The sequence below is a fragment of the Acidovorax temperans genome (genome assembly GCF_028596105.1).
GTDB classification, from domain to species: domain Bacteria; phylum Pseudomonadota; class Gammaproteobacteria; order Burkholderiales; family Burkholderiaceae_C; genus Acidovorax; species Acidovorax temperans.
On record NZ_CP117193.1, the window covers coordinates 1,666,460 to 1,686,935 of the forward strand.

The 20,476-nt window shown below is 64.2% G+C and carries 16 protein-coding genes; 4 read left to right on the forward strand and 12 right to left on the reverse strand.

Annotation, left to right across the window (positions count from 1 at the left end; genetic code table 11):
• Nucleotides 1-91 precede the first annotated feature (91 nt).
• Both PQV96_RS07920 and hemH read right to left on the reverse strand, forming a co-directional pair.
• Nucleotides 92-2,635 carry a Lon protease family protein gene (locus tag PQV96_RS07920; protein ID WP_273624954.1) on the reverse strand — a complete coding sequence of 848 codons (2,544 nt, stop codon included), beginning with the start codon at nt 2,633-2,635 and terminating at the stop codon, nt 92-94.
• Nucleotides 2,636-2,809: 174 nt separating this feature from the next.
• Nucleotides 2,810-3,925, reverse strand: a complete 1,116-nt coding sequence (gene hemH / locus PQV96_RS07925) for a ferrochelatase (RefSeq protein WP_207374770.1) — start codon at nt 3,923-3,925, stop codon at nt 2,810-2,812.
• Nucleotides 3,926-3,985: 60 nt separating this feature from the next.
• On the opposite strand from hemH, the gene PQV96_RS07930 reads away from it, so the two are divergent.
• The 4 genes from PQV96_RS07930 (at nt 3,986) to PQV96_RS07945 (ending at nt 7,310) form a co-directional block, all read left to right on the forward strand.
• Nucleotides 3,986-4,726, forward strand: a complete 741-nt coding sequence (locus tag PQV96_RS07930; protein ID WP_207374769.1) for an HAD-IA family hydrolase — start codon at nt 3,986-3,988, stop codon at nt 4,724-4,726.
• A gap of 62 nt (nt 4,727-4,788) precedes the next feature.
• Nucleotides 4,789-5,637 carry a DUF2189 domain-containing protein gene (locus tag PQV96_RS07935; RefSeq protein WP_207374768.1) on the forward strand — a complete coding sequence of 283 codons (849 nt, stop codon included), beginning with the start codon at nt 4,789-4,791 and terminating at the stop codon, nt 5,635-5,637.
• Nucleotides 5,634-5,846 carry a DUF2788 domain-containing protein gene (locus PQV96_RS07940; protein ID WP_044402495.1) on the forward strand — a complete coding sequence of 71 codons (213 nt, stop codon included), beginning with the start codon at nt 5,634-5,636 and terminating at the stop codon, nt 5,844-5,846. Before PQV96_RS07935 ends, PQV96_RS07940 begins: the two co-directional genes overlap by 4 nt.
• A 138-nt stretch (nt 5,847-5,984) precedes the next feature.
• Entirely contained in the window at nt 5,985-7,310 is a 1,326-nt protein-coding gene (locus tag PQV96_RS07945; protein WP_273624955.1) for a hemolysin family protein, read from the forward strand.
• Nucleotides 7,311-7,342: 32 nt separating this feature from the next.
• On the opposite strand, the gene PQV96_RS07950 is transcribed toward PQV96_RS07945, so the two are convergent.
• The 10 genes from PQV96_RS07950 to PQV96_RS07995 form a co-directional block, all read right to left on the reverse strand.
• Entirely contained in the window at nt 7,343-8,377 is a 1,035-nt protein-coding gene (locus PQV96_RS07950) for a tripartite tricarboxylate transporter substrate-binding protein (protein WP_273624956.1), read from the reverse strand.
• Nucleotides 8,378-8,435: 58 nt separating this feature from the next.
• Nucleotides 8,436-9,902: a sensor histidine kinase gene (locus PQV96_RS07955; RefSeq protein ID WP_273624957.1), complete on the reverse strand. Its 1,467-nt coding sequence runs from the start codon at nt 9,900-9,902 to the stop codon at nt 8,436-8,438.
• Nucleotides 9,902-10,567 (reverse strand): response regulator, encoded by a 666-nt coding sequence (locus tag PQV96_RS07960; protein WP_273624958.1) that lies wholly within the window; start codon nt 10,565-10,567, stop codon nt 9,902-9,904. Before PQV96_RS07960 ends, PQV96_RS07955 begins: the two co-directional genes overlap by 1 nt.
• Nucleotides 10,568-10,682: 115 nt before the next feature.
• A complete protein-coding gene (locus tag PQV96_RS07965) occupies nt 10,683-11,687 on the reverse strand; it encodes a Bug family tripartite tricarboxylate transporter substrate binding protein (protein ID WP_273624959.1) in 1,005 nt (334 codons plus the stop codon).
• Between the two features lie 165 nt (nt 11,688-11,852).
• Nucleotides 11,853-14,147 (reverse strand): PAS domain-containing protein, encoded by a 2,295-nt coding sequence (locus PQV96_RS07970; RefSeq protein ID WP_273624960.1) that lies wholly within the window; start codon nt 14,145-14,147, stop codon nt 11,853-11,855.
• Nucleotides 14,099-15,220: a PDC sensor domain-containing protein gene (locus PQV96_RS07975; protein WP_273624961.1), complete on the reverse strand. Its 1,122-nt coding sequence runs from the start codon at nt 15,218-15,220 to the stop codon at nt 14,099-14,101. Before PQV96_RS07975 ends, PQV96_RS07970 begins: the two co-directional genes overlap by 49 nt.
• A 341-nt stretch (nt 15,221-15,561) precedes the next feature.
• Nucleotides 15,562-16,905, reverse strand: coding sequence for a hydroxysqualene dehydroxylase HpnE (gene hpnE, locus PQV96_RS07980; protein WP_273625236.1), 1,344 nt, complete (start codon nt 16,903-16,905; stop codon nt 15,562-15,564).
• Entirely contained in the window at nt 16,905-17,744 is an 840-nt protein-coding gene (hpnD, locus tag PQV96_RS07985; RefSeq protein ID WP_066690225.1) for a presqualene diphosphate synthase HpnD, read from the reverse strand. Before hpnD ends, hpnE begins: the two co-directional genes overlap by 1 nt.
• A 92-nt stretch (nt 17,745-17,836) precedes the next feature.
• The gene (locus PQV96_RS07990; RefSeq protein ID WP_273624962.1) at nt 17,837-18,733 is read right to left on the reverse strand and encodes an amino acid ABC transporter substrate-binding protein; all 897 of its coding nucleotides are present in this window, start codon (nt 18,731-18,733) and stop codon (nt 17,837-17,839) included.
• Nucleotides 18,734-18,848: 115 nt separating this feature from the next.
• Nucleotides 18,849-20,249 carry an L-serine ammonia-lyase gene (locus PQV96_RS07995; RefSeq protein WP_207374764.1) on the reverse strand — a complete coding sequence of 467 codons (1,401 nt, stop codon included), beginning with the start codon at nt 20,247-20,249 and terminating at the stop codon, nt 18,849-18,851.
• Nucleotides 20,250-20,476 lie beyond the last annotated feature (227 nt).

Below are 20,476 nucleotides of genomic sequence, written 5' to 3' on the forward strand. Positions count from 1 at the left end.
CTCAGTTGCTACGCATCAAGCCAGCGACCAAATTGTGACTGGCAGCAACCGCTGCCAAGCAGCTAAACCCATGAGTATTCAATCTCATGGGTCACTGGCCTCTCTGCCGCCCCCGCCCCCATCTTCCCCTCCGCGCTGCCCCCGCCACCTGGCAGGCCCTCCGATACGCCCGCAGCGTCATCTCCGCCCGCTGCATCACCGTGTCTTCCACCGTGGCCGCGCCTCCGGCCAGGTCATCCGCCTGGGCCTGCAGCAACTCCGCCGGGCTCATGCCTGAGGCCTCACCCGTCAGCAGCGCAATGCCTTCGCTCACGTGCCCCATGGTGTAGACGTGGAACAGCCCGCGCTCTACCGCGTCCAGCACGCTGCGGTCCAGCATCAAGTGGCGTTGGTTGCGGGCGGGGATCAGCACGCCGTGGGTGCCGTCCAGCCCCGCCGTTGCGCAGGCGCGGAACCAGCCTTCGATTTTTTCGTTGATACCGCCCACGGGCAGCACCTCGCCGTGCTGGTTCAATGCGCCGGTCACCGCGATGCCCTGGCGCAGCGGCAGGCCCGACAGGCTGGACAGCAGTGCGTACAGCTCTGCGCACGAGGCCGAATCACCTTCGATGCCGCTGTATTCCTGCTCGAACACGATGGACGCGTTGAGCGCCAGCGGTGCCACATGGCTGAACAGCGCGGTGAGGTAGCTGTGCAATATCAGCACGCCCTTGTCGTGGATGGGGCCGGACATGTCCACTTCGCGCTCGATGTTGAGCAGGCCTTCCTGCCCGGCAAACGTGCGCGCGGTGATGCGCACCGGAAAGCCAAAGCGGTAGTCGCCCAGGTCGATCTGCGTGAGGGCATTGATCTGCCCGGTGACGCTGCCGGTGAGGGTGATGAGGCGTTCCCCCTCCACGATGGATTCGTGCAGCTGCTCCTCAGGGTAGTTGTGGCGCAGCATGCGGGCCTGCTGCGCGGCGCGCACATCGGCTGGCTCCACCAGCGTGCCACCCCGGGCCTGGCACAGCGCGGCGGCTTCCATCAGCAGGGCTTCGATCAGTGCGAACTGGGCACTTTGGCGGCCCTGGTCGTCGGCCTCGCGGTGGGCTTGCTCCAGCAGCAGGGCTACGGCGGGCGCGCCAAAGTGGGGCAGGCCCCGGCGTTTGCAGCTGTGGGCCACAAAGATGGCGCTGGCAATGCGGGTGGCAGGGCTGGCGGCAAAGCGTTCCACAAAGTCCACCTTGGCGCGAAACCGCCGGGCGGTGTCGGGGTCGGCATCTTGCAGGGCGTAGTACTCGTCCACCGAGCCGATCAGCACGATCTTCACATCCACCGTCACGGCTTCGGGTTGCAGGGCTACCGGGGCAGAGCCACTGCCGCTGCTGCCGGATTCGTCAATGTGCAGGCGGCTGCAGCGCAAAAAGCGGCGCAAGCGCGCCCACAGGCCTTCTTCGCTGACCAGGTCGTGCAGGTGCAGCAGCAAGAAGCCGCCGTGCGCACGCAACAGGCTGCCAGCGCGAATGCCGGTGAAGTCGGCGTGGGGCGTGTCGCCATCGCTGTGCGGTTCGATGTTGCCAAACAGCGTGCGGTGCTGCGGGTTGTCTTCCACGATGACGGGCGCACTGGTTTGACCGTGGTGGTCTACCGCCACATGCACCTGGCACAGGTGCAGAAGTCGGTTCAGTGCGTCATGGGCATCGCCGTCGTCTTCGTCATCGCTGGGCGTGCTGGCAGGGGTACTGCTTTTGTCGGTGCTGGTGTCACTGGGGCTGTCTTTGGGGGGCTCGGCCAGTTCAAACCAGTGCAGGTGCTGCAGCAGTTCGCGTTCCACTTGCTGCAGCCAGGTTTGCAGTGCCTCGGGCTGTTCGGGCACGGTGCTGCGCACGGTGGCCAGGGCTTGCTGCACCAGGGGGCGCACGGTGCGCTTGCGCAGATCGTTCAGTGCGTCGTCGCGCACGCGTTCCAGCGGGCGCAAGGTTTGCGCAAACGCGATGATTTCGGCGCGCAGGGCTTGTTCGGCTTCGTCGATGCGGGCGCGTTGCTCTGGGGGCAGGGCGCGGGCTTCAGCTTCGGTCAGGGGCTGGCCGCTGGCGCCTGTGAGGGTGAACACCATGTGCCCGCCGTCTTCGTCAGAGCGCTGCAGACGGAACTGCCGGGCCTGGGCAAAGGCCTCCAGCACGGCAAATGCCTTGGCTTCTTGCGCTTCGTAGGTTTGCTCGATGGCGCGGGCCTGCGCGCGGAAGTCGGGGCTGCTCAGGTGGCGCGGAATATCGGTTTGCAGGGCCTTGGCCAGCTCTGCCATGGCCCGGCGCAACACGCGGCCCTGGCCTGCGGGCAGGCGCAGGGCGCAGGGGCGCTCGGGGGCCTCAAAGTTGTGCAGGTAGCACAGGTCTGGCGGCACCGGCCGCAGGGCTGCGGCCGTCTGCATGGCCTGGCGCATGAGGGATGTCCGCCCGCTGCCCACCTCGCCCAGCACAAAGAGGTGGTAGTCGGGCTGGTTCATGTGCAGCCCGAACTGTGCGGCAGCCTGCGCGCGTTCTTGCCCGATCCACGGCAGGGGCAAATCTTGCAACTCGGCGGTGCTGGCAAAACCGAGCGAGGTGGGGTCGATGGTCAGGCGCAGTTGCGAGGCGGAGAGGGCGTTGGCGGGCATGGCTGGGTGCAAAAACCTTCCAGCGTTTGCCGCTGGGTGCAGGTTGTTATCAATGAAAAGTGCCTGCAGCGCTTGATGGATAAGCGCAGCAAGCTATAAAAATAGTAGCAAATGGCATTGAACGCAGCTGCACACCTAACGTGGCGTGGTGCAGTTGCTGGCACACATTGCCAATCAGTGTGCCACCGGGCACCGCCCTTGGGGCGCACCGCCGGCCAGCGCGTGCTTGCGAGCGTCTTCCTGCGCGTCAGCCCCGGCCACGGTGGTGGGCCAGCCTTGCAGGTGCTGCTGGGTGATTCGGCTCAGGGCGCCAATCCACGGGTGGGTGTCGTTCAGGCAAGGGATGTAGTGGAACTCTTTGCCACCGTGGTGCAGGAAGGCTTCACGCACTTCCATGTTGATTTCTTCCAGCGTTTCCAGGCAGTCGCTGGTAAAGCCGGGGCAGATCACATCGACACGGCGCGTGCCTTTTTGGGCCAGGGCTTCGATGGTGGGCTGGGTGTAGGGCTCCAGCCACTTGGCCTTGCCAAAGCGCGACTGGAAGGTGATCTGGTAGCGGTCTTCCCGCAGACCCAGGCGCTCGGCCAGCAGGCGGCCGGTTTTGCGGGCTTCGCAGTGGTAGGGGTCGCCCAGGTGCAGGGTGCGCTCGGGCACGCCGTGAAAACTCATCACCAGTTGGTCTGGCTGGCCGTTCTCTTTCCAGTGCGACTCCACCGTGCGCGCCAGCGCTTCGATGTAGCCGGCGTCGTCGTGGTAGTGGTTCACAAAGCGCAGCTCGGGCACGTTGCGGGTGCTGGCCGCCCAGGTGTAGACGGCGTCAAACACGCTGGCGGTGGTGGTGCCGGAGTATTGCGGGTACAGCGGCAAAATCAGAATGCGCGTGGCGCCTTCGGCCTTCAGCGCATCGAGCTGGCTGGCGATGGAGGGGTTGCCATAGCGCATGGCGTGGCGCACCAGCACGTTGTGCCCGGCTTCGCCCAGCCAGCCGCGCAGCAAGGTGGCCTGCTTGGCCGTCCACACCGCCAGGGGCGAGCCTTCCGGCGTCCAGACGCTGGCGTATTTGGCGGCAGATTTGGCCGGCCGCACCCGCAAAATGATGCCGTGCAGGATCAGCATCCACAGGGGCTTGGGGATCTCGACCACGCGGTGGTCTGACAGGAACTGGCCAAGGTAGCGCCGCAGCGCGGGCGCTGTGGCTTCGTCGGGCGTGCCCAGGTTGCACAGCAGCACGGCGGTGCGCTCGGGTTGGCCGTGGGTGTAGGGGGGTTCTGGATGGAAGGGTGAGCGCATGCGCTGATTGTGGCAAATGCGGCGGGAGCCGTTGGCGTGGTGGAGTATTCTCTGGCCCCTATGCCTGCTTCCACCCCCGATGCACCCCAGCTTGCCGAGGCCGCCTTGGCTCTGGACGTGGGCCGCGTGCGCGCGATCTCCATTGATCTGGACGACACCCTGTGGCCCATCTGGCCCACCATTGCCAAGGCCGAACAAGTGCTGCTGCACTGGCTGACCTTGCACGCACCGGCCACTGCCAGGCTGTTTGCCAACACCGAGGCGCTGCGCGCCATACGCAACCAGATGGTGGCCTTGCGGCCCGATCTGGTGCACGACTTGAGCGCGCTGCGGCTGGAGTCGATTCGCCTGGCGCTGCAGCAAGCGGGCGACGAACCCGCCCTGGCCGAACCTGCATTTGATGTGTTTTTTGACCAGCGCCAGCGGGTGGAACTGTTTGACGACGCGCACGACACGCTGGCGTTTCTGTCGGCCCGCTACCCGGTGGTGGCCGTGTCCAACGGCAACGCCGATGTGCACCGCGTAGGGATTGGTCACTATTTCAAGGCCAGCATCAGCGCCAAGGATTTTGGTGTGCCCAAGCCCGATGTACGAATTTTTCATGCAGCGGCCCAGGCAGCCCAGGTGCAGCCCCACGAAGTGCTGCACATCGGCGATGACGCCACAGCGGACGCCCAGGGCGCGCTGGCGGCCGGTATGCAGGCCGTGTGGCTGAACACCGCCGGGCACGACTGGCCGCACCCCGAGCGACCCCATGCCACGGTGGCAAGCCTCACGCACCTTTGCCGCCTGCTGGGCTGAAGGCTTGGCTTGCGCTGTCCATTGTTTGAACGCTGATTGATTGACCCTAGCCCGAGACGCCCATGCCGAAAACGCCGATTCCCTTGCCGCAGGTACGCACCGTCGGACTCATGCAACCCATGACCTGGTTGGTGCTTGCATGGCGTGACATGGCCCGCTCGGGCTGGATCAGCTTTGCGCACGGCCTGGCGATCACTGCCTTTGGCGGCGCCATTCTGGCGGTGGCACACCACCGCTTCTGGCTGCTGGCGGGGGCTCTGTCCGGCTTTTTGGTGGTGGCGCCCGTGCTGGCTACAAGCCTGTATGCCCTCAGTCGGGCGCTGGAGCAGCGCCAGGAGGCCAACCTGGGGGTCGTGCTCAAAACCTGGTTGAACTGGCAAAACAGCCACTTCAACAAGTGGGGCAACGACTATTGGTGCATGGTGCAGTTTGGCGCGCTGCTGGCGCTGGCGGCCACGGGCTGGGTGATTACCTCTGCCGCCTTCATCACCTTGCTGGCGCCGGTGCCGGTAGAGACTCCCATGGACTTCATGCGCCATGTGGTGCTGGCCAACAACGGCTGGTTGTTTGAGCTGTGGCTGGCCCTGGGCAGCCTGCTGGCGGCGCCGATCTTCGCGTCGAGCGTGATTGCCATGCCGCTGCTGCTGGACCGGCGCGCTTCGCTGCGGGTGGCGGTGCTGACCAGCTGGCAAGTGGTGGTGGCCAACCCGTTGCCCATGGCGTTTTGGGCTGCCTTGATTCTGGGCTTCACCTTGCTGGGGCTGGGCTCCTTGCTGCTGGGGCTGATTTTTGTGATGCCGATGCTGGGCCACGCCAGCTGGCACGCCTATCGTGACCTGGTGGATGCATCCAGCCTGCCACTGCGCGATGCGGCAGTGGCCACGGGGCAACGCAGTGGGGTGTCATCGTGATTTTTGGTTTTACCGAGGCGCAGATTTCGGGCTTCTTCCTCACCTATGGCGTGGGGGCTTTCATCCTCTACATGCTGTTCATCATTGGGCAGCTGGCCTGGGAGTCCAAGGCGGGGCGCTTTGGCACCTTCGTGCTGTTTCTCGGGCTGGGGGTGGGCTTCCTGGGCTTTCTGGCCAAGGTGGTCATCCAGTGGTGGCTGGAGCGCTGACACGCGCCCATCGCCCCTTCTTCATTCGCTGCGCCGGGTGTCTTTGGCCGATTGCCATGTACCCGTCATGAGCGATCTGACAGAGTTTCTTACAATGCACAGCTTCTTGGTACACAGGGCGCGTTCGGCGCCCTTCATATGGAAATAGCAATACTGTTCGCTCTCATCTGCCTCAACGGCGTATTTGCCATGTCGGAAATCGCGCTGGTGACTGCGCGCAAGGCGCGGCTGCAGAAGTTGATTGATGAGGGCGACAACGGCGCTGCCGCCGTCGTCAAGCTGGGTGAAGACCCCACGCGATTCCTGTCCACGATCCAGATCGGTATCACCTCCATCGGTGTGCTGAACGGTATCGTGGGTGAGGCGGCTTTGGCTGCGCCTCTGGCCGAGTGGCTGACCGTGGTGGGGGTTCCATCGCCCTACGCTGGGTATGCCTCCACCGGTTTGGTGGTGGTGCTCATCACCTATTTCTCCATCGTGGTGGGCGAGTTGGTGCCCAAGCGCATCGGGCAGTCTCACCCCGAGACATTCGCCCGCCTGGTGGCTCGGCCTATCAATCTTCTGGCGGTTGCTACCAAGCCGTTTGTGCTGCTGCTGTCGGGCTCTACCCGCACGCTGCTGCGCTTGCTTGGAGTGAAGGAAACCAGCGGCAGCCCGGTGACGGAAGAAGAAATTCACGCCATGCTGGTCGAAGGCACGACGGCCGGGGTGATCGAGTCGCACGAGCACACCATGGTGCGCAACGTGTTCCGCCTGGACGATCGCCAGATCGGCTCCCTCATGGTGCCCCGTGGCGATGTGGTGTGTCTGGATCTGGATGCGTCTTTTGAAGAGAACCTGCGCCGCATCGAAGAATCTGACCACGCCCGCTTCCCGGTGGTGCGCGGTGGCATGGACCACCTTCAAGGCGTGATCAATGCTCGCCAATGGTTGGCGCGCGCGCTGCGCGACCCCAAGCACACGCTGGCAGACCAGCCCTTGCAGGCCGCACTGTATGTGCCTGAGACCATCACGGGCATGGAGCTGCTGGACAACTTCCGGCTGTCGGATGTGCACATGGCCTTTGTCATCGACGAGTACGGCGAAGTGCAGGGCATCGTCACGTTGCAAGACCTGATCGAGGCCATCACCGGCGAGTTCCAGCCCCGCGATCCCGAGACCTCCTGGGCTCTGCAGCGGGAAGATGGCAGCTGGCTGCTGGATGGGCACATTCCCGTGCCCGAACTCAAGGATCGCCTCAACCTCGACTCCGTGCCAGAGGAAGAGCGCGGTCGCTACCACACCCTCAGCGGCATGGTCATGCTGCTCACCGGCCGTCTGCCCAAAGTTACGGATACCGTGCAGTGGGAGAACTGGAAGTTTGAAGTGGTGGACATGGATGGCAAGACCATCGACAAGGTGCTGGCAACCCGCCTCCCCAGCCAGGAAGACTCAGCGGCTGAAGCGCAGGAAGCGGGCGGCTGAGCACGGGCTTGGCTGCCAGGCGGCCAGCCAATTCAGGCTGTGCCTGTCTTCCAGAGCCGCAAGCCCAGCTCCCGCGCGAGCTGGCGGTATTCCTCCACACTGGCTTGCACGTAGGTCTCCAAGGCTGCTCCGGTGAGCCGGTGCGGGGTCAACCCATGCATTTGGCACAGTGCCGCATAGCCGGGGGCTGCATGGGCCTGCGCGAAGGCTGCCGTCCAGGCCGACACCAGCGCGGGTGGCGTACCCATGGCCATGTAGACGCCCCGCACGGTGGGCCATACCAGATGCGTGGCTTGCTCTGTGGCGGTGGGCACCTGGCTCAGTGCGCCAGGAAGTCGGGCGGGCGAGAGCACCGCCAGCAGCCGAAATTTCGCGCCATGGGCCTGTGCCTTCATGGCCTCGGCGGCATCTCCGGTAAAGACGTTGATGTGCCCGCCTACCAGCGCCTTGATGGCCTCACCGCCCCCTTCAAAAGATACGAAGCGCATGTGGCGGGGGTCTCTGCCAGCATGGCGCACCAGCAGCGCGGCTTTCATCCAATCCTGGCTGCCCAGCGTGCCGCCGGCCCCAAACACCATCCGCTGATTGCTGTCGCGCAGCGCCTGCATCAGTTGCGTGAGCGTTTGAAAGGGGCTTTGTGGGTGTACGGCCACCACGCCGTAGTCAGTGCCCAGCGTGGCCACCCAGCGCACTGCGTCCAACCGGTGCGGTCCAAAACGGCCTTGGGCAATATTCAGTAGCGAGCCGCTGGAGAAGGCCACCAGAGCGTGGCGAGAATCCAGCCGACTCGTGGCTGCCCGGTCAAAAGCCACGGCGCCAATGCCGCCTGGCAGGTAGCGGGTGCGCAGTGGCGCAAAGGCGGGGCGCACCTTGGCGATGGCCTGGGAGGCCAAGGTGCAGGTCAGATCAAAACCACCGCCCGGCTTGGAGGGTGCGATGCATTCGCTACCAGCCAAATCCTTTGCGGTGGCATCTTGCCCCCACACCCAGCGCGGAGTCAGCGCCAGCGCAGCTGCGTGCAGTGCAACGCGGCGGGGCAGAACAGCGGATTCCGAAGGGCTTGGCATAGTGCTGGATGCAAGGTTTACAGTAGCTGGCTCGCGGAGGATGCTGCTGCGTCGGGGATTATGTGGGCCCGGCTGTACCACCCTGGTGGGCGGCGGGCTTGGGCCACCACACCAGGGCCAACAGGCCTTGGCCACTTTCCCGGTTTTGCAGGCGTAACGCGCCCCCATGCCGTTGTGCGATGGACCGCGCAATTGACAACCCCAGGCCCGAGCCAGCCGTCTTCGCCTGCTGCCCGCGTTTGAAACGCTGGCCCAGGGTGGCATGTTCCTGCTCGGTCAGTCCGGGTCCGTTGTCTTCCACGCTCAGGCTCCAGCCCAGCTCGTCCCCGGCTGCTGCCAGCGTGACAGTGCCCCCTGATGGGGTGTAGGCAATGGCGTTGGCTGCCAGATTGGTCAGCGCTTCGTGCATGAGGTGGGCATCGGCCACGGCCATGGCATGCGACGGGGCAGGCGGCTGAATGCCAAAGTCGATCTGCTTGGCGCGTGCCTGGGGTAGCAGTTCCAGAGCGACCGTGCGCAGCAGGCTGGACAAGTCCAGGGGCGCGAAATCCAGGGCGGCTGTGTCGCTGCGCCCCAGGGCCAGCAATTGCTGCGTGCTGCGGGTGGCACGGGAAATTTCGGTTCCCAGGGCTTGCAGTGTCTGCTGCACCAGGTCGCCGTTGGGCTCTCGCCGTGCATAGTCCACCTGCATCTGCAAAGTGGTCAGGTGGGTGCGCAACTGGTGCGATGCGTCGTCCAGAAATTCTCTTTGCTGCGTGATGAGCGCCTGGTTGCGCGTCATGTGCTGGTTGACGGCGGACACCAGGGGGCGGATGTCTGCGGGCAGATCCTGTGGCGGGATAGGCGTCATATCTTCCGGGCTGCGGTCTTTCACGCCTTGCGCCAAACGTGCCAGCGGGCGCAAGGCCAGCGCCAGGGTTCCGGCAGTACCTAGCACCATCAGCACCAGGATCAGTCCATCCCGCAGGGCTGCGCGGCGCACAAAGCGCAGGGTGAAATCGCGGCGCGATTGGGTGCTTTCACCCACTTGCACGATGACGCTGGTATTCGACTGCCCCGGGCTGGTTCCGTTCAGACTCGCATCTGCCGAAATGGGGCGCTGGTAAGCCACCAGGCGCAAGGACTCTCCAAAATACTGGGCGTCGTAAAAACGCGGAACACCTGGCTCCAGCGGGCGGGGCGGTAAGGGCAGATCGGCATTGCCCAGCTCTACCAACGCATCGGACGTCGCTACCCGGAAGTACACCGATCCGCTGGCTGTCAGCTCAAAGAACTCCAGCATGCTGTAGGGCAGCTCGGCCGTGAGCCCGCCCGATGCGGTGGAGATACCCGCGTCGATGGCCTTGAGCGCCCCCACCAGCGAGCGGTCATACGCCGCGTTGGCTGCCTCCAGCGCATCGTGGCGTGTCATCCAGAGTTCCAGCGCCGTCACTAGCACCAGCAGGGGCATCAGCACGATGGCCAGGCGCTGCCACAGGCGCAGGCCAGAGAGAGCGGGCTGCCATGTCCTGCGCCACAGCGCCATCAACTGCACTCCAGTGCGTAGCCCAGCCCGCGCAGGGTGGTGATGCGTACGTCGCTGCCTTCCAGCCGTTTGCGCAGCCGGTGCACAAACACTTCCACGGCTTCTGGGTGAACGTCTTCGTCGTCAGAGAACACCCGATCCAGTATTTGCTGTTTGGAAAAGGGCTCGCCGCTGCGTTGCACCAGCACCCGCAGCACTGCCAGTTCGCGCGGTGACAAGGCCAGTGGCGCGCCTTGCAGTGTGAACTGCTTGCGCTGGCCGTCGTAAACCAGCGAGCCGCAGGCCAGCCGGGGGTGTTCGTTGCCCCGTGCGCGTCGCACCAGGGCGTGCAGGCGTGCCTCCAGCTCCGCCAGCTCGAAAGGTTTGGCCAGAAAGTCGTCTGCGCCAGCGTTGAGCAGGCGCACCCGCTCGTCCAGCGAATCACGCGCCGTCAGAATCAGCGCGGGCAGGCGTTGGTCGCGTTCGCGCAGCCGTTGCAACACGCCATGGCCGTCCAGCCCCGGCAGGCCCAGGTCCAGCACCAACGCGTCGTAGTCGGCATGTTGCAGGGCCCGATCGGCCATCAGCCCGTCGCTGACCCATTCGACCTGGATGCCGGCGTGCTCCAGCGCCCGGCTGAGCCAGGTTCCCAGGCTGTGTTCGTCTTCTGCCAAAAGGATGCGCATGATGGGGCGATGCTAATGCGCGATAGACGGCCTGAGGGTAGGCTCGGCAACGTCCACAGCCATTCAAGCCTGCGGTGCAGGCCAGGAGGAGGGGCAGGCGCAGTCTGTGGTGTGCTCAGTCGGGCTTGACCTTGGCGCGCAGCAATACCTTCTTCCAGCGTTCCTGCTCTGCGGCGATGAACTGGGCAAACTGCGCAGGCGTACCGCCAATGGCTTCGGCTGCGTCGGCGTTGAGCCGTTCCAGCGAGGCGGGGGCTTTGACGGCCTTCATGGTTTCGACCGAGAGCTTTTCGAGGTTGGCTGCGGGCATGTTGGCCGGGGCGAGCATGCCGTACCACTGGGTCATTTCAAAGCCAGGAAAGCCTTGCTCGGCCACGGTGGGCACGTCGGGCAATTGCGGCAGGCGCTTGGCCGAGCCGGTGGCAATGCAGCGCACCTTGCCCGACTTGATGAAAGGCAGCATCGCGGCTGCACCCACGGCTGAGGCCTCAAGGCGGCCCGAGAGCAGGTCGGTCATCATGGGGCCGGTGCCACGGTAGGGCACGTGCAACAGGAACAGGTCGGCAGTCATCTTGAGGTATTCAAACGCCAGGTGCCCCGCGCTGCCATTGCCGGCCGAGCCGTAGCTGAACCTGCCGGGGCTTTTCTTGGCGTAGGCGATGAGTTCCTTGAGGTTCTTGACCGGCACATCGGGGTGCACCACATACAGGCTGGGCACCTTGGCCAACAGGCTCACAGGCTTGAAGTCCTTGTTGGCATCGTAGGGCAGCTTGTCGAAGATGAAGGGATTGACCGCCAGCGTGCCGATGTGCCCCAGGATCAAGGTGTGCTGGTCTTCGGCGCGTGCCACTTCCGACATCGCGATGTTGCCAGCGGCCCCTGGCTTGTTGTCCACAAAAACGCTTTGACCCAGGGTCTTGGACAGTTCGGCGGCCGTGGAGCGCGCCACGATTTCTGAGCTGCCCCCCGGTGCAAACGGCACCACAAAACGCACCGATTTGCTGGGCCAGGCGGCCTGGGCCGCTGCGCCCGCAGGCAAAAGCCCGCCCAGGGCCAGCGCTGAACCTGCACCGAGCAGGTGGCGGCGTGCTGGGTTGAAGGTAGGGGGAAGTTCAAACATGGCGATGTCTCCTCGTTCTGGTCAATGATTCATAGGCATGGGTGCCTTGAAGCATCGTGCCGAGTGGCAGCTTTCGGAATGCTGTCAGTGTGGCGTGGTCGCACTGACACAGGCTTATATTTGTTGCCCTTGCTACGCAGCAGCCCAGGTCTTCACAGTGCGCGGTCAGGCCTCTGGGGTGTCTGCCCGCACGACCAGGTTGCGTCCGGTGTTCTTGGCTTGGTAAAGCGCCGCGTCGGCACTGGCCAAGGTCGATGCCGAGTCTGGCAAGACCGGACACAAGCCCACGCTCATGGTGACTCGGATGGACTGGCCGTCATCGCTAGCAATGGTGCTTTGCTCCAGGGCCATGCGCAGACGCTCGGCGATGGTGTGGCCTTGCTCCACCGTGGTGTTGGGCAACAGCACCGCAAACTCCTCGCCCCCCAGTCGTCCCGCCATGTCTTCCTTGCGCAGCAGATTCCCGCGCAACAAGTTGGCCAGATGAACCAATACCTTGTCACCGGTAGCGTGGCCCCAGGTGTCATTGACCCGTTTGAAGTGGTCCAGATCCAGCATCAAGAAGGCCGCTGGGGGGGCGCCGTGCGCAATATGAGTGATCTCGGCTTCGAGGCGAGCCATGAAAGCGCGCCGGTTGGTCAGGCCTGTCAGGAGGGTGTCTGTGGTAGCCAGCCGCTCCAGCGTGCGCTCGCGGCTGCGGCGCTCGGTGATGTCTTGCGCCAGCCACAACCTGCCCAGGTCATCGCCCCGGGCGGTGCGTATCTGCACCATGTCGATCCGCACGGTGGTGCCTTGTGCCAGTGCCACCTCGTAAGTCGCGTTGTTACCCATGGTGTACAGCTGCTCTGCGGGGGGCAGTGCATCCAAAACCTCGGGCGGAACCATGGCACGCAACTTGTTTCGATCACAACCCACCAGCTCTTCTGAGGGCGTGCTGACGCCAAAAAGGTCGCACAGGGCCTGGTTAAGCACCACGGCGGTGCCGTCCTGGTTTTGTACCAGCACCCCTCCTGGGAAGTGCTGAATCACCTCCATCAAGTGCGCCTGGGCGGTGGCCAAAGCCTCTTCGGTCTCACGCCGCTCGGTCGTGTCCACCAGCGTCCAGATCACGTCGCCCTCTGGCTGCTGCGGGTCCAGGGGGGTGCCTCTGATCGAGAACCAGCGCAGTGCGCCGGTGGCGGTGCGCATGAGGTATTCCACCTCCACGCCACCTTGCTCGCGTACGACATCCACGTACGGTAGAAATTGCGTGAACGCTGCTTCGTGCCGGTGCAGGACGCTCAGGCTTTTGCCTTGCAGGGGCAGTCCGTCCTGCGAGAAGGTCTCCACGGCTCTGTGGTTGGCCAGCGCAATGATGCGCTCGGGGGTCGAGATAAGCAGGGCTGCGGCGGCATTGTCGAGCAGTGCTTGCCGAAGGTGTGTTTCCTGCTTGCGGGGGGTGATGTCGGTCTGGGTGCCGATCACCAGCCCGGCAATTTCTGTGTCGTCCGGCGCAACTTGCCCTCGGATTTCCATCCATCGCCATGTGCCTTGCTGGGTGAGCAGGCGTGTTTCCAGGTCGAAGGGCTCGCCCAGGGCAATCTGGCGTTGCAGCGTGGTGAGCACCCGGTGGCGGTCATCAGGGTGCACATGCTCTTGCCACGTTTGAAAGTCTAGCTTTTGAGAAAGCACTTCGTAGCCCAGCATCTGGTGGCAGCGCTTGTCCATCTCGATGATGCCCGTGCGGGTGTCCCATTCCCAAAGGCCGTCCTGCACGGCCACCATGGTCAGGCGCAGCCGCGCTTCGCTGCGGCGCAGTGCTTCCATCACGGAGTGTTGTTCAGTCACGTCGTGGATGTATCCATGCCACAACGTGGACCCATCAGCTTCGCGCTCAGGCTTGGCCTGGCCGGCCAACCACCGGATTTGGCCGTTGGGCAGCACTTGGCGCCATTCGTGGCTCCACAGTTCCAGCGTGCGGGCTGACTCCAGGATGCTGGAGCGCAATGCTTCAAGATCCTCAGGATGGGCACTTGCAAATGCTTGGCGGGAATCCGTCTGCGCCAGCTCTGGGGTGATGCCGTAGATGTCGGCAATGCCAGGGCTCGCATACGGAAAGCAACTGCTTCCGTCAGGCCGCAACCTGAATTGGTACACCGTGCCAGGAACCTGCACCAGCAGTTTGGCCAGGCGTTGCTGTAGTTCCTGGCGCACCGCGTCGATCTCGTGCCGCTGCGTGACGTCGATATAAGTGCCGGTGATGCGTTGCGAAGACGGCTTACCCGCGCGGCGCACGATGCGTCCACGCACCTGCATCCAGATCCAATGGCCGTCCTGGTGGCGCAGCCGGGGCTCTGCCTCGAAGAATTCGGACTCCCCGCGAACATGGGCCTCGAGGGCATCACACCAGGCTGGCCAATCCTCAGGGTGGATCAACGCTTGGAGTTGCTCAGGGTTGGGGTGGTAGGCTTCCTTTGGCAACCCCAGCAGACGGACCCAGCGGCGGTCAAAAAAGAAATCTCCCGCAGGCGGGCTCCAATTCCATGTGCCCAGCTTACCCCCTTCCAGTGCCAGTCGGTAACGTTGCCTTTGGCGCTCCAGCCGTTCACGGTCCTGCTTTTGACGCTGGAAGAGCAGCGCAATCCAGCACGCCGCCAGCACAAACGCCAGCGTTCCCACGGCATTGCGCAGGCGGCTGTCGCGCACGGATTGGTACGTTCCCGCCATGGCCTGGTCGCGGCTGAGCCCGACGCTGACGCCAAGGGATAGTGCGCGAGTCTCTGCCAGGCGTAGAACCGGTGCACGCCGTCAATGGGTGCGACGATCTGATACTGCCCACTGGTGCGCTCCGGGTAGCGCAGGAACTCCCGGTCTGCGGGGACGTTCAGGTCCAGCACCCCATTTTGATCGTGGGATCGCGCGAGATACGCCCCATCAGCGCGCAGCAGCAGTGCTGCGTCGTTGCCCTGGGTGAATACATCGCGCAGGTTATTGGAGAGGTAGTCCGGGTTGATGGAAAGCACCACCACGCCGCCAAAGCGGTTGCCTTGGCTGATAGGGTAAGACACTTGCACCGACCACTGCCCCGACACCCGGCCCAGTGTGGGGCGGCTAATGTAGAGGCGCTTTTCCGTCTCCAAGGTGTGGGCCTGGAAGTGGGGACGGTCTCCGATCGATGTGCCCAGCGTCGCGCTGTCGGGCGACAGCGACGAATACACGATGCGTCCACTGGAGTCTGTCACCGCGATTTGCAAAATACTGCCCGGCGGGAACGACGCAAGGGCGTCAGTCGCTGCCAACTGAAAGGTGTGCTGCGGGTCGTGTTCGTGCAGAACGGCCAGACTGCGCGCCAGGTATTCCAGCCCGCCCATCAATGTTTCCATTTGGGCCGCAAGGGTGCGCGCAATGTGCGTGGCACGCAGTTCGGTCTGTGTCTCCGCAAAGGTCGTTTGCTCTTGCTGTTGCGCGAGCAAAAGCCACCAGTAAGCGCCACAGGCAACGAGTACCGCGGCCAATGCGCCCGTCACCCTCCAGTGCATCCAGAACTTTTTCATCGGGTGCATCCTGACTGTGAACGGATGAGGGCTAAGAAGGCTCGTTTGTGTCAGGGCTTTGTCGCAAGCCCAGCGGGCTTGGCCCACAGGGCGGCCGAGGCGGCTGGCAGGGAAACTGCGGACACCGTTCGGAGTGACGAGACTGCGGAGTAGGCGAAAAAACGCATTAATACCGACTTTATCGTTCTGTAGCAGATAGTTACTGATAAAGCGTCGGACCCTTTCCCGTAGAGGGCCCCGTTCGGTATCCAGATCGACGATTTTTGATGCGTATCAAGGTCGCTCTGGTCGGCTGGACTGCTGGCGACTGCGCCAGGATTTGCCCGCCAAGCGGGTCGTTTTCAGTGGCGCAGGCCTGTGATTTGCTGCGCTGCGTGCAGGCCGCTGCGGATGGCGCCTTCCAGCGTGGCTGGGTAGGGGCCTTCCGTGTAGTCGCCTGCGGCCCACAGGCCTGAGAGCACGCGATTTCCAGGACGGCGCAGCCCTGGGGTACAGGCAAAGGTTGCGCGTTTTTCCACCACGGTCTGGAGGGGGCGCAGGGTTTTGAGGCCCAGCTGTTCCTGGGCCTGGCGCACAACCTGATCCTCAAGCGTGGCACGGTCTTGCTCACTGACGCTGACCACAAAGGCCAGCAAACCGGCAGGCCCCCCCAGGTGCCCGCGGTCGAACACAAACTGTGCGGGTTGCTCGGGGCCTGGGCGCAAGGCCAGCATTGCCTGGTTCAGGGTATGGCGACTTTCCTCAGTGTGCCCAGACCCATTCGGGAGGCTGGTGGCAGAGGCCTGTGCGTACACCGTACCGATGGATGTGAACCGCAGTGCTTGGGTTACATGGATCCACTCGGCGGCTTCGCCTTGTTCGGTGTGGGAAAGGCTGCCGTGGGCCGCTTGCACCAGGCGGGCTGCTTCCGTGCTGTGGGTGGCCAGCACCACCGAGTCAAAGTGTGTGCCGTCCACGTCCCAGCCGTCAGGGGTGCGCGCCAGGCCCGCCACGCGTTGCCCCGTGTGCAGCGCCGCTCCCTGGGCTTGCAGCCACTGCGCGGCGGTATCCGGGAACAGCGTACCTAGATCGGTGCGCGGCAGCAGCAGGTTTGAGCCACCGCGCCCGCTGAACAGGCTGTCGCGCAACACGCGCAAGAACACTTCCGCGCTGGCCTCGTGCGCGGGGGTGTTGAGTGCCGATACGCACAGGGGCTCGATGAACTCCTGCAGCAGGCGCTGCGGCAGCCTTTCGCACAGCTGTGCTACCGACCAGCGCGCATCGCACCGGAAGCCCTTGAGCTGCCAGCTGGCGCAGGTGCGCAGCAACGCGACTTTGTCGGTCCAACTCCAGCCGCGTGCCCGCGCCACGCCCACCAGCGCATCCCAGGGGGGCGGCAGGTTGGGCAGTTCCAGGCCGCTGCGGTCGGCGTAGGTCAAGGTCAGGGGGAGGCGCAGCATGGCGCTGGGCACGTCCACGCCCACCGTGCGCATCAAACGCAGGGTTTCGGTGTAGGCACCAATCAGGATGTGTTGCCCGTTGTCCAGCACGAGGGGCTGGCCCGCTGCATCCACGGTGTGCAGGGCTCGCGCCCGCCCACCCAGGGTGCGAGCGGCTTCCATCACCGTGACGTGGTGGCCTGCCTGCGTCAACGCCACGGCTGCCGCCATGCCGGCCCAGCCGGCCCCCACCACCGCGACGCGCATCACATGCGCCCCAGGGCCTGGACCTTCCATGCCAGCCAGAACTTGCGCAGGGGCGTGAGGCGAATGCGCTGGTGCAGCACCTGGAAGTTGTCGTGTTCGATTTCGCGCAGCAGGGTGCGGTAGATGCTGGCCATCATGAGCCCAGGCTTTTGGGCGCGGCGGTCTGCGTCGGGCAACAGGGCCAGCGCCTCGTCGTACAGGCGGTGCGCTCGCTCGGCCTGAAAGCGCATGAGTGCGGTGAAGCGGTCGGAATACGTGCGCTTCAGAATCTCGTGCGCCTTCACATCAAACTGCTGCAACTCGCTGACGGGCAGGTAAATGCGGCCCAGCATGGCGTCTTCACCCACATCCCGAATGATGTTGGTGAGCTGAAACGCCAGCCCCAGTGTGTGTGCGTATTGCGTGGTGCGTTCGTCGGTCTGGCCAAAAATGCGCGCAGCCACCTCGCCCACAATGCCCGCCACCAGGTGGCAATAGCCCTGGAGGCCTGCAAAGTCGAGGTAGCGGGTTTGCTCCAGGTCCATCTGGCAGCCATCGATGACGGCCTGCAGGTGGCGCTGCTCAATTCCGTAATCGCGGGTGTGCGGCATCAGTGCCTGCATGACCGGGTGGGTAGGCTGGCCGCCAAAGGCCTTGGCCACTTCGGCCTGCCACCAGGCCAGTTTGGTGCGGGCCACGCCGGGGTCAGACACTTCGTCCACCACGTCATCCACCTCGCGGCAAAACGCATAGAACGCGGTAATCGCTGCGCGCCGGGGCGCGGGCAGGAACAAGAAGGCGTAATAGAAGCTGCTGCCCGAGGCAACCGCTTTTTGTTGGACGTACTGTTCCGGAGTCATGGGGCGCGATTGTCCCACGCGCTGTGTGGCCCGCGCCCGAGAATCTGCGCGCCAGGGGGCTTTGCCCGGCCCCTGGCGTGAGGAGCTGGGTTTTAGAAAGCGATCTGCTCAACGCCGATGTCGCTGGGGCGACGCAGCGCTTCTTTCATGAAGATGCTGATCGGCAGGGTGCCTTGCTCGGAGCTGAACCACTTTTTGTACAAGGCCGCCATCTCGCCGTTCTGGATCATGCGGCGGGTCACGCGGTCCACCAGCTCCTTGAACTTGGGGTCGTCCTTGCGCAGGCCAATGCTGTAGGGCTCCACAGAGAGGCGTTTTTCCAGGAAGTGATAGTCATCCATGGACTTGCCCAGGCGGGTGAGCGGGATCCAGATGCCTGCGTCGTCTGCAAAGGCGGCATCGGCCTCGCCCTTGGCCAACGCGTTCACGGCGTCCAGCGTGCTTTCCACCAGCACGTAGTTGAACTTGCGGTTGAAGGTGCGCTCATTGGCGCGCAGCAGGTTTTCGTTCGTGGTCTTGCCCTGCACGGCGATTTTCTTGCCCTGCAGATCGTCCAGCGTTTTGATGTTGGAGCTTTTGCGCACCAAAAATGCCGAAGACGCCACAAAAATGTGGTGGCTGAAAGAGATTTCTTTTTGCCGTGCGGCGGTGTTGGCCGTGCCGCCACATTCCAGATCCACCACGTTGTTCTTCACGTCGGTGATGCGGTTCTTGCCATCCACCAGCAGATAGTTCACGCGCAGGTCGGGGCGCTTCAGGTCTTTTTTGATCTCTTCAAAGATTTGCAGGCAGATGTCCACCGTGTAGCCCTGTACCTTGCCAGAGGCACTGTCTTTGTAAGAGAAGGGCAGTGACTTCTCGCGGTGGCCCAGACGCAGCTCTCCGGAGCTGGCAATGCGTGAAAGGGTGTCTTGTGCGAGGGCTGGCACGGCGGCCAGGCTGAGGGCGGCCATCAAGGCCCACTGGCGCAGTTTGGAAGGGTTTGACATGCTTGAGCAGGGGGAAAGGTGGGTAAAAAGGACGTGCCTTTTGTGCGTTGCAGCATCCATCCCCTCCCTTGTGATTGCCTCAGGGCCTACCGTGCGCAAACTTGCTTGCGCACCGTCAGCATTCCACAACGTTCACGGCCAGCCCGCCGCGCGAGGTCTCCTTGTATTTGCTCTTCATGTCGGCGCCGGTCTGCATCATGGTTTTGATGACCTTGTCGAGCGACACCACATGCTGGCCATCGCCGCGCAGGGCCATGCGGGCGGCGTTGATTGCTTTGATGGCGCCCATGGCGTTGCGCTCGATGCAGGGTATTTGCACCTGCCCACCCACGGGGTCGCAGGTCATGCCCAGGTTGTGCTCCATGCCGATTTCTGCGGCGTTTTCCACCTGCTCGGGCGTGCCGCCCATCACAGCGGCGAGGGCACCCGCGGCCATGGAGCAGGCCACGCCCACCTCGCCCTGGCAGCCCACCTCGGCACCCGAAAGCGATGCGTTGACCTTGTAAATGATGCCGATGGCGCCCGCAGTGAGCAAAAAGGTGGCAATGCCCGCATCGTTCGCACCGGGCAGGAACCGCACGTAGTAGTGCAGCACTGCGGGGATGACCCCGGCGGCACCGTTGGTGGGTGCTGTGACCACGCGGCCGCCCGCCGCGTTTTCCTCGTTCACCGCCATGGCGTACAGGTTCACCCAGTCCAGCATCGATAGCGGGTCGCGCAGCGCGGCCTCGGGGTGGCTGCTCAGGTTGCGGTGCAGTTCGGCCGCGCGGCGGCGCACATGCATGGGGCCGGGCAGAGTGCCAGTGGCCGCGCAGCCGCGTTGCACGGCCCCAGCCATGGTCTGCCAGATGCGCAGCAGCTGGCGTTGCACTTCGTCGGCGCTGTGCCAGTGCTGCTCGTTGGCGGCAGTGACCTGGGCCATGCTCAAGCCCGTGGCGCGGCACTGCGCCAGAAGTTCTGCCCCGGTGCTGTACGGGTAGGGCAGCCCCTGGCCATGGCCCTGGCTGCCGGAAGCAGCGGCCGCGCCGGGGTTGGTCACGCGCTGGCCTTGCTCGTCCACTACAAAGCCGCCGCCAATCGAGTAGTACTCGCGCACGGCGATTTCCTGGCCCTGCGCGTCAAAGGCACGAAAACACAGCCCGTTGGGGTGGCGGGGCAGGCTTTTGCGCCGCAGCAGCATGTGTTCCTTGTCGATCCAGGGAATGCTGTGTTCGCCCAGCAGCGGCAGGCGTTGGCTGCTGCGAATCTGGGCCACGGTGGGCGCGATCTGGTCGGGGTCGATGGTGTCAGGCTCATGGCCTGCCAGGCCCAGCAGCACAGCGGTGTCGGTGCCGTGCCCGATGCCCGTGGCGGACAGCGAACCAAACAGCTCGGCCACCACATGGTGCACTGCCGCCAGCCCCACGGTGGTTTGCAGGTGGCACGAGAACTGTCGCGCCGCAATCATGGGGCCCACGGTGTGGGAGCTGGAGGGGCCGATGCCAATTTTGAAAAGGTCGAAGACGCTGACGGACATGGTGATGCGAGGCCGTGGTTCGGGTTGTGATCCTGTCAAGGCTAGCGGCGCCGTGCTGCCGCCGCACGCGCGGAATCCCTGCCCCTCATGCCGGCGGTGGCAAGGCGGGCCGGGGCGGCTGGCGTGCTGGGTTGCCTGCCAATCATCAATGATGCTATTAAAAATGTAGCTGCTAGCGCTTATGGATAAAGCGCTATAGCATGATTTAGCTTGAATTTTTCGAGCGT